The 9,478-nt window shown below is 76.4% G+C and carries 9 protein-coding genes; 6 read left to right on the top strand and 3 right to left on the bottom strand.

Going from position 1 to position 9,478, the window contains the following annotated elements; translation table 11 throughout:
• Positions 1-48: 48 nt before the first annotated feature.
• Genes thpR through glmU form a run of 3 tightly spaced genes read right to left on the bottom strand, consistent with a single transcriptional unit; the run spans position 49 to position 4,046 of the window.
• The gene (thpR, locus tag MNZ39_RS21815) at positions 49-651 is read right to left on the bottom strand and encodes an RNA 2',3'-cyclic phosphodiesterase (protein WP_242341208.1); all 603 of its coding nucleotides are present in this window, start codon (positions 649-651) and stop codon (positions 49-51) included.
• A 57-nt stretch (positions 652-708) separates the two neighbouring features.
• Entirely contained in the window at positions 709-2,544 is a 1,836-nt protein-coding gene (gene glmS, locus MNZ39_RS21820) for a glutamine--fructose-6-phosphate transaminase (isomerizing) (RefSeq protein WP_242341209.1), read from the bottom strand.
• Positions 2,545-2,582: 38 nt separating this feature from the next.
• On the bottom strand, positions 2,583-4,046 hold the full coding sequence (glmU, locus tag MNZ39_RS21825) for a bifunctional UDP-N-acetylglucosamine diphosphorylase/glucosamine-1-phosphate N-acetyltransferase GlmU (RefSeq protein ID WP_242341210.1): 1,464 nt from the start codon (positions 4,044-4,046) through the stop codon (positions 2,583-2,585).
• 95 nt (positions 4,047-4,141) lie between these two features.
• Here glmU and ggt point away from each other — a divergent pair, with 95 nt between their 5' ends.
• The 6 genes from ggt to MNZ39_RS21855 form a co-directional block, all read left to right on the top strand.
• Positions 4,142-5,806, top strand: coding sequence for a gamma-glutamyltransferase (ggt, locus tag MNZ39_RS21830; protein WP_242341211.1), 1,665 nt, complete (start codon positions 4,142-4,144; stop codon positions 5,804-5,806).
• 59 nt (positions 5,807-5,865) lie between these two features.
• Positions 5,866-6,438, top strand: a complete 573-nt coding sequence (locus tag MNZ39_RS21835) for a chemotaxis protein CheW (RefSeq protein WP_242341212.1) — start codon at positions 5,866-5,868, stop codon at positions 6,436-6,438.
• Positions 6,435-7,859 carry a protein-glutamate O-methyltransferase CheR gene (locus MNZ39_RS21840; RefSeq protein ID WP_242341213.1) on the top strand — a complete coding sequence of 475 codons (1,425 nt, stop codon included), beginning with the start codon at positions 6,435-6,437 and terminating at the stop codon, positions 7,857-7,859. Before MNZ39_RS21835 ends, MNZ39_RS21840 begins: the two co-directional genes overlap by 4 nt.
• Positions 7,856-8,230, top strand: coding sequence for a PleD family two-component system response regulator (locus MNZ39_RS21845; protein ID WP_242341214.1), 375 nt, complete (start codon positions 7,856-7,858; stop codon positions 8,228-8,230). Before MNZ39_RS21840 ends, MNZ39_RS21845 begins: the two co-directional genes overlap by 4 nt.
• 3 nt (positions 8,231-8,233) lie before the next feature.
• Positions 8,234-8,788 carry a chemotaxis protein CheW gene (locus tag MNZ39_RS21850; protein ID WP_242341215.1) on the top strand — a complete coding sequence of 185 codons (555 nt, stop codon included), beginning with the start codon at positions 8,234-8,236 and terminating at the stop codon, positions 8,786-8,788.
• Between the two features lie 3 nt (positions 8,789-8,791).
• Positions 8,792-9,478, top strand: a 687-nt coding sequence (locus MNZ39_RS21855; RefSeq protein ID WP_242341216.1) for an Hpt domain-containing protein, incomplete at its 3' end; no start/stop codon positions are given.

Raw genomic sequence — 9,478 nt, forward strand, 5'->3', positions numbered from 1 at the left:
CCTGCGCCCGCCCCGGCGCCCGGGCGCTGAGCCGGGCGATCACTTCGATCAGCGTCCCTCGCTCGAGCGTCCGAGCGGGGCGCGCACGATGGCCTCGTAGCGCGGTCCCTTCGGCGACAGGTGCGACTCGAAGAGCACGAGCTCGCCGGCGCGCCACGCGACGCCGTCGCCCTGCGCCGCCTCCGCGAGCGCCCCACCGAGCCCGGGCGCGCCGCGGACGTCGCGCGCCCGGCCGAGCGTCAGGTGCGGGGAGAACGGGCGCGCCTCCGGCGCGAAGCCGAGCGGCGCGAGCCGTCGCCCGAGGTCCTGCACGAGCGCCCCCAGCGCGGCGACGTCGCCCTGGATGCCCGCCCACACGACCCGCGGCCGCCGCGCGTTCGGGAAGCCGCCGGCGCCGTGCACCTCCAGCGCGAGCGGGTGCGACCCGGCGGCCGCCGCGCGCACGGCGTCCGCGACGGCCTCCACGCGCGGCTCCGGGACGGCGCCCAGGAACTGCAAGGTGAGGTGGACGTTCTCGGGGACGACCCAGCGGACGTCGTCGGCCGCGCGGCCCGCCGAGCGGCGCAGGTGCGCGGCCGTCGCGGCGATGCGGCGACGGACGAGGTCCGTCGGCTCGAGCGCGACGAAGAGGCGGTGACTCTTGCCCTCCACGGGACGAGGTGTAGCGGACCGGGGGGCGGATGGCGAGAAGGGAGAGGGGTCGCGCTGCTACTCGACCGTCACGCTCTTGGCCAGGTTCCTGGGCTGATCCACGTCCGTGCCCTTCAGATCGGCGACGTGGTAGGCGAGGAACTGGAGCGGGATGATGGAGACGAGCGGGGCGAGGAGCGGCGGGGCGGGCGGGACCGTGAGCGCCACCTCGGCGAGGCTCGCCGCGTGCGTGTCGCCCTCGGACACCACCGCGAACACGTGGCCTCCGCGGGCGCGGACCTCCTCCATGTTGCCGAGCGTCTTCTCGTACGCGCGCTCCTGCGTGGCGAGGACGACGACCGGCAGCTCCTCGTCGATGAGGGCGATGGGCCCGTGCTTCATCTCGCCCGCGGCGTAGCCCTCGGCGTGGATGTACGAGATCTCCTTGAGCTTGAGCGCCCCCTCGAGCGCGACGGGGTACTGGCTCCCGCGCCCGAGGAACAGGACGTCGCGCGCGGCGGCGCAGCGCTTCGCGATCGGCATGAGCGCCGCCTCCTGGCGGATCATCTGCTCCATCCAGGAGGGGACGTGGCGAAGCGCCTCGAGGTGCTCGCGCGCGGCGTCGGCGGAGAGCGTGCCGCGCAGGCGGCCGAGCTTCACCGCGAGGAGATAGAGGCCCGCGAGCTGGGTCGTGAACGCCTTCGTCGAGGCGACGCCGATCTCCGGGCCTGCGCGGGTGAAGAGCGTCCCGCCGTCGCACTCGCGCGCGATCGCCGAGCCCACGACGTTGCAGATCGCGTAGGCCTTGGCGCCGCGCGCCCGCGCGACCTTCACCGCCGCGAGCGTGTCGGCCGTCTCGCCCGACTGCGAGATGGCGAGGCAGAGCACGCGCTCCGAGACCAGCGGATCCCGGTTGCGGAACTCGCTCGCGAGCTCCACCTCCACCGGGATGCGCGCGAGCGCCTCGATCATCTGGCGCCCGGAGAGCCCGGCGTGCCAGGAGGTGCCGCAGGCGACGATGACGATCCGCTCGAGCTGCTTGACGTAGCCCTCGGGCAGCTCGACCCCGTCGAGCGTGACGTCGCCCTGCTCGAGCGACGCGCGCCCGCGGATCGTGTCCGCGACGGCCCGGGGCTGCTCGAAGATCTCCTTGTGCATGAAGTGCTTGTGGCCGTCCTTCTCGGCGGCCACCGCGCTCCACTCGATCCGCCGCGGCTTGCGCTCGACCGGCTCGCCGTCGCGCCCGAAGAGCGTGATCCCCCCGGCGGTCAGGACCGCGAGCTCGCCCTCCTCGAGGTAGCTCACCTCGCGGGTGTGCTCGAGGATGGCCGGCACGTCCGAGGCGAGGAAGCTCTCGCCCTCGCCGTAGCCGACCACGAGCGGCGAGGCGTTCTTCGCGGCGACGATCTCGCCCGGCCGCTTCTCCGAGACGACCGCGATGGCGTAGGTGCCCTGGACCTGCGCGAGGGCCGCGCGGACGGCGGCCTGCAGGTCCCGGGCGCCGTCCCGCAGCGCGTCGGCGATGAGGTGCGCGAAGATCTCGGTGTCGGTCTCGGAGGCGAACTTGTGGCCGCGCCCCGTGAGCGCCGCCTTGAGGTCGAGGTGGTTCTCGATGATGCCGTTGTGGACCACCGCCACCCCGCCGTACGCGTGCGGGTGGGCGTTCTCGTCCGACGGCCGGCCGTGCGTCGCCCAGCGCGTGTGGCCGATGCCCGTGCAGCCGGGCAGGGGCCCGTCGCGCAGGATCGTCACGAGGTTCTGGAGCTTGCCCTTCGCCCGCTTCACCGCGAGGCCGGACGGCCCGACCACCGCGACGCCCGCGGAGTCATAGCCGCGGTACTCGAGCTTCCTGAGGCCGCCGACGATGAGGTCGACGCACTGCCGGGGACCGACGTAGCCAACGATTCCGCACATGAGGGCCTGCCTTCTACCACGGGGAAGCGGTTCGCCCGCTAGCTCGCTCGTCCGCCGCGCGGGCCCTCGCCCGGAGCCGGCGGCGGCGCGGCCTCGGCCGCCCCTTTGTTCTGCTTCTCCGCCTGCCGCCTGGCCACCCACCCCTCCTTCGTCACTTGCTTGGCGCGCCCGAGCGCCAGTGCACCGGGAGGCACGCTGTCGGTGAGGGTGGAGCCCGCCGCGACGTACGCCCCGGCGCCGATCTCGATGGGCGCGACCAGGATCGAGTCCGAGCCGATGAAGGCCCCCTCGCCGATGACGGTGGGGTGCTTCTTCTCGCCGTCGTAGTTGCAGGTGATCGTGCCGGCGCCGACGTTCGCGCCCGCGCCCACCGTGGCGTCGCCGAGGTAGGTGAGGTGGTTCGCCTTCGCCCCCTTGCCGAGGCGCGCCTTCTTCGTCTCGACGAAGTTCCCGACGTGCGCCTCCTCGCCGATCTCGCTGCCGGGGCGGAGCCGGGAGAACGGCCCCAGGATCGCGCGCGCGGCCACGGTGGACTCGTCGACGACCGTGTACGGCTTCACCGTGACGCCGTCGCCGAGGGTCGCGTCGGTGAGGATCGCGCCCGCGCCGAGCCGGCAGCCCGCGCCGACGCGGGTGCGCCCCTTCAGCCGGACGTTCGGCTCGATGACGGTGTCCGCGCCGATCTCGACGCCCTCGTCGCAGTCGAACCGCTCCGGATCCTCGATCGTCACGCCGCCGCGCATGAGCGCCGACGCCCGCCGGCGCAGGAGCACCCGCCCGGCCCGGGCGAGCTCCTCGCGGTCGTTCACGCCCGACGCCTCCTCGGGCGGGACCGGCACCGCGACCGCGCCGCCCGCGCGCGCCGCCATCGCGACGAGGTCGGTGAGGTAGAACTCGGCCTGGGCGTTGGCGCTGCCCACCTTCGAGAGCGCGGCCCACAGGAACGCCGCCTCGGCGCAGTAGAGCCCGGCGTTCACCTCGTCGATGGCGCGCTCGGCCTCGTTCGCGTCCTTCTCCTCGACCACGCGCGCCGGGTTGCCCGCGGGGTCGCGGACGATGCGCCCGTAGCCGTGCGGGTTCGCGAGCTTCATCGTCGCGAGCGCGAGGGTCGCGCCCGCCCGCGCGCCGACCACGTGCGCGAGCGTCTCCGCCGTGAGGAGGGGCGTGTCGCCGGAGAGGATCACGATCGGGCCGTCGTACGCGCCGAGCGCGTCGCGGGCGGCGAGGACGGCGTGCGCGGTGCCGAGCTGCTCGCGCTGCACGGCGAAGCGCAGCGGCGCGCCCGGGAGCGCGGCCGCGAGGGCCGCCTCGACCGCCTCCGCCTGGTGGCCCACCACCGCGACGACCGGGTTCGCCCCGAGCTCGAGCGCGCGCAGCAGCGGGAACCAGGCCAGCGGGCGGCCGCCGACCTCGTGGAGGACCTTCGCCTTCTGCGACTTCATCCGGGTGCCCTTGCCGGCGGCGAGCACGATCGCGGCGAGGGGGGTGGGAGAGCGGGTCATGTCGCGGCAGGCTAGGCTCGCCCCCGCGTGGTGATCAAGCCCGAGGAGCGGGGGCGGGGCCCGGAAAGGCCGCCGCGCGGTGGTACAGGTGGTGGATGCCCGTCCTGCTCGCGATCGTCCTGTCCGCGACCGCCGTCTCCAGCCGGGGGGCGGTCGCGACCGCTCACCCGCTCGCGAGCGAGGTCGCCGCGGACGTCCTGCGCCGGGGCGGCAACGCCGCCGACGCGGCGGTCGCGGCCGCCCTCGCGCTCGCGGTGGTCGAGCCGCAGTCCTCTGGAATCGGCGGCGGCGGCTTCGCCCTCGTCTACGACGCGCGCGAGAAGAAGGTCCACGCCCTCGACTTCCGCGAGGTCGCGCCCGGCGCGGCGACCCCGGACCTGTTCGCGGCGCGGGGCGGCGCCCCGGCGACGCCGTCGCGCTCCCTCGACGGCGGCCTGGCGGTGGCGGTTCCGGGGGCCGTGAAGGGGTACGCGGAGCTCGCGCGCCGCTTCGGCACCCGATCCTTCGCGGCGCTCGCCGCGCCCGCGGCGCGCCTCGCCGAGCGCGGGTTCCCGGCCTCCCCCTCCTACTCCGACGCGGCGAGGGCCCGCCTCGCGTGCCTGGCCGCCCGGCCCGCGGCCGCGAGGGAGCTCCTCGTCGCCGGCGCGGACGGCCGGCCCGCGGCGCCCGCGCCCGGCGAGCGGATCGTGCGCCCCGACCTCGCCCGCACGCTGCGGCTCCTTGGCCGGGATCCCGCGGCCTTCTACCGCGGCCCGCTCGCGGAGCGCATCGCCCGGGCCGCGCGAGACGACGGCGGCGTGCTCGCCGCGAGCGACCTCGCGCGCTACCGCGTGCGCGACCGCGCGCCGGTCGAGGGGAGCTACCGCGGCTACCGGATCGTCTCCATGGGCCTGCCCTCCGCGGGAGGCGCGATCGTGATCGGGCTCTTGCAGGCGCTGGAGCGGGAGGCGCCGCGCGAGGGCGGGTACCGGCCCGTGCGCTTCCTGCACGCCATGGCGGAGGCGGAGAAGCGGCTCTTCGCGAGGCGCGCCGCGCTCGGCGACCCGGACTTCGTGCCCGGGGCGGCGGGGGTGGTCGAGGAGATGGTCTCGCCCGCGTACGCCGCCCGCCTCTCCGCGGAGCTCGGCGAGCGGACGCGCCCCGTCGCCGCGGACACGCCGCCGCGCGACGAGGGGAAGCACACGACCCACCTCTCGGTGGTGGACGCGGAGGGGAACGCGGTCGCGATCACCACGACCGTGAACTACCTGTTCGGCGCGTGCGTGGTCGTCCCGGGGACGGGGATCCTGCTCAACGACGAGATGGACGACTTCGACGCCGCCGCGGGCGCGCCGAACGCGTACGGGCTCGTCGGCACCGGCGCGAACGCGCCCGCGGCCGGGAAGACGCCGCTCTCGTCGATGGCGCCGACGCTCGTCTTCGCGCCGGGCGGGGCGCTCTGGCTCGTCGTGGGCGCGCCGGGCGGCTCGACCATCCCGACCACCGTCGCGCAGGCGATCTCCCACCTCGTGGACGACGGTATGTCCCTGGAGCAGGCGCTCGCCGCTCCACGCCTGCACCATCAGTGGCAACCGGACGCCCTGCGCGTCGAGCCGAACGCGCTCGAGGCCGAGACCGCCCGCGCGCTCGCGGCGCGGGGACACCGGCTCCAGGTGGCGGAGCGGCCCTGGGGCAACGCCCAGGCGGTGCGGCGCCGGCCGGACGGTCGCTGGGAAGCGGCGAGCGATCCCAGGTACGACGGAGCCCCGTCGGCGCCCTGATCGCGTGCTGGCGCGGGTTCGACGGGCGGGCGGCCGTCCGCTATCCTGCTTGTCGGACCGTGACCTCGAGACCTGCACCCACCGCCGCCGCGGGCGGCGTCCGTACGCCGCGCGCGGCGCTCGCCGCCGAGGTGCGCCGGCTCGAGGAGGCGCTCCGCGCCGCGCAGCGCGACCTCGTCGCCCACGGCGGCGACGCGCTCCCCGGGATGCACCTCCTCGTCGAGGCCGCCGGCCGGCGCGCGCTGCTCCCGGCCTCCCGCGTCTCGGAGGTGATCCGGCTCGTGGCCACCGCGCCGCTCGCCGGCGCCTCGCCGCACGTGCTTGGGACCTTCGTGTGCCGGGGCCAGCCGGTCGTCGCGGTGGATCTCTCCGCCTGGCTCGGCGCCGTTCGCGAGCCTCCCCTCGACGCCCAGATCGCGATCCTCCCCGGCTCGCCGACCCTCGGCGTCGTCGTCGACCGGGTGGACCGGCTCGTGGACGGCCCCCGGCTCTTCCACGGGGACGCGGCGTCCGGGACGCCCCCGGCCTGGCGCGGCACGCCGCTCGTCGCAGGGCTGTGCCTGCTCGACCGCGAGGTCGTGCCGCTCCTCGATCCCGCGCCCCTCGCCGAAGGCCTCCCGGAGCGGCCTTGACCGCCGCCGGCGCGACCTTCGCCGCCGGCGTCGAGGACGTCGAGCGGGCGCTGCGCGACGCGTGCGGCATCACGCTCACCGAGGGGCTCCGCACCACGCTCGAGGAGGCGCTCCGCCGCGCCGCGCGGGCGGTGGAGCTCGAGCCCGAGGCGTTCCGGGCCCGGCTCCGGGCCCGCGATCCGCGCTGCCTGGGCGAGCTCGTCGAGGCGGCGGTGGTCGGGGAGACCTACTTCTTCCGCCACCCCGAGCAGCTCGACGCCGTGCGCGAGGTGGTGCTGGCGCGCGCGCAGCGCGAGCGCCCGCTGCGGATCTGGTCGGCCGGGTGCGCCACCGGCGAGGAGCCGTACTCGCTCGCGATGCTGCTCCGCGACGCCGGCCGGGCGGCGTGCCGCGACCGGATCCTCGCGACCGACGTGTCCGCCCGCGCGCTCGCGGTGGCCGCCGAGGCGGTCTACGGGGCGTGGTCGCTGCGCCGGCTCGATCCGGGCGCGCGCGCTCGCCACCTCGAGGGCGAGGGGCCGCAGGTGCGCGTCCGCGCGGAGGTGCGCGCCGCGGTGGAGTTCCGTCGCCACAACCTCTACTCCGAGCCCGCCCCCGCCGGCCCGTTCGACCTCGTCGTCTGCCGCAACGTCCTCATCTACTTCGACCCCGAGACCGCGCGCGCGATCACCGCGCGGCTCCTCGAGGCGGTCGCGCCGGGGGGGTTCCTCCTGCTCGGCCCGGTGGAGGTGCCCATCGCCGAGAAGCTCGCGGTGGAGCGGCTGGAGGTGGGCGGCACGGTGATCTTCCGCCGGCTCGCGCCGGGAGAGGTCCGGACCGAGCGAGCGGCGCCTGCGAAGGCGCGGAGCCGGGGGAGGAGCGCGAGCGCGGCTCCGGCGCCCACCCCCGCTCCGATCGCGACGCCCACCCCGGCCGCCGCGACGCTCACCCCGGCCCCGACTCCCGCCCCGGCCGCGGTCGTGACGCCCACCGCGCTGGACACGCCGGTTCCGAGCGAAGCCGCGATCCCCATCCCCGGCTTCGAGCAGGCCCGCGCCGCCGCGCGCCGCGGCGACCTCGAGTTCGCGGAGCAGCTCGCCCGCGAGGTGGCCGAGCGGCACCTTTGCCCGGAGTCCTACCTGCTCCTCGCCATGGCCGCCGACGCGCGGGGCGATCTCGGCGGCGCCATCGACGCCCTCCGGCGCGCCCTCTACCTCGAGCCCGGCCTCGCGATGGCGCACGCGTCGCTCGTGCCGCTCTACGCGCGCGTCGGGCGGCACGACGAGGCGGCGCGCGCGCGGCGGAACGCGATCGAGGCCGTCGAGGGCCTGGACGACGGCGCGCCGCTCCGCGGCGTCGAGCCCATCACCGCCGGTGCGCTGCGCAGCGCGCTCGGCGAAGTTCGCCGGCCCCGCGCGGGCGCCGGAAGGAGCGAGCCATGAAGGTGCTGCTCGTCGACGACACGCGGACGCTCCTGTCGCTCATCCAGGTCTACCTGATGGGCTGGCAGATCGAGTTCGTGGAGGCGAAGGACGGCACGGAGGGCCTCGCGCGGGCGCGCGAGCACAAGCCGGATCTCGTCATCTCGGACGTGCGGATGCCCGGGATGGACGGCTTCGAGCTGTGCGCCGCGATCCGCGCCGATCCGATCCTCCACAAGACGCCCATCGTCCTCCTCACCTCGCTCGCCGACGACGCGAGCCGCAAGAAGGGCAAGCTCGTCGGCGCGACCGCGTTCCTGACGAAGCCCGTCTCGGTGGAGGAGCTCCGCAAGACCGTGGGTGGGATCCTCCAGCTCCCCGCGAGGAGGTAGCGCGTGACGGCAACGGGACAGGGGCGCGAGCTCAGGGCGGCTCCGGCCGAGCCGCCGGACGCGCTCGAGCCGGCGCCGACGCCCGAGGCGCGCCGCCGGATCCTCGAGGAGCGGGCGCGGGAGATCGCCTTCGCGCGGGAGACCACCGCGGTGGCCACCTTGCCCGTGGTGGCGTTCAGCGTGGGCGGGGAGCGCTACGGGGTCGAGGTCGAGGACGTGTTCCAGATCCTCGACGCGCAGGTGCTCTCGCCGCTCCCCGCGGCGCCCCCCTGGCTCCTCGGCGCGGCGGTGGCGCGGGCGCGGGTGGTGCCGGTGCTCGACCTGCGGCAGCTCCTCGGCCTCGAGGGCGCGGGGCTGAACGACCTCGCGAAGATCCTGGTGGTCGAGCACGGCGACGAGGCGTTCGGCCTCGCCGCGGAGGCGGTCGAGGGCCAGGTGGAGCTCCCGCGCGACGGGCTCTCGAGCGCCGCGGAGGGCCCGTTCTCGTGGATCGCGCAGGACCGGCTCGCGGTGCTCGACCTCGGCAAGCTCGGCGCCCCGGCGGCGCACGGCGGGTAGCGCATGGATCGCGAGCTCTTCCGCCAGATCTGGCCCGTCTTCTCCGCCGAGGCGCGCGAGCACCTCGAGGCCATCAGCACGGGGATCCTCACGCTCGAGCGCGACCCGCGCGCGCCCGAGGCGCTCGACGCCGTGCGCCGCATCGCGCACAGCCTCAAGGGCTCTTCGGGGAGCCTCGGCCTCGCCGACGTGGAGCGGCTCGCGCACGCGATCGAGGGATCGCTCGCGGGGTTCGACCCGGCCGCCGGGCTCTCCCGCGCCGCCGTGCAGGCGTCGCTCGAGGCGGTTGAGGCGATGGAGGACGCGATCGCGGCCGGCGACGAGGGCGGCGTCATCGCCGTCGCGGGGGTCGAGACGCTCCTCGCCGCCCTCCGCCCCGCGCTCGAGCGGGCCGAAGCGCCGGCCGGGGAAGACCCCGAGGACGGCACGCCGGGAGAGGACGGCCCCGAGGCGCCGGAGCCGCGCCTCGCGGAGGCTCCCGCGCCAGGCGACGCCCCCGCCGACATGGACGCCCTCGAGGAGGCGCTCGAGCAGCTCTGCGCGCCGCTCGATCCCGAGACGCGCCGCGCGGTCGCCACCCGCGCCGCGCAGGCGGCGGTCCGGATGGGCGCGCTCGCCGCCCCCGGCGCGGCCGCGCTCGCGCGCCGCGCGGCGGATGGGTTCGCGGGGCTCGCCGACGGCGGGGTCGAC

The organism is Anaeromyxobacter sp. SG66 (assembly GCF_022690805.1).
Taxonomy (GTDB): Bacteria; Myxococcota; Myxococcia; order Myxococcales; family Anaeromyxobacteraceae; genus Anaeromyxobacter; species Anaeromyxobacter soli.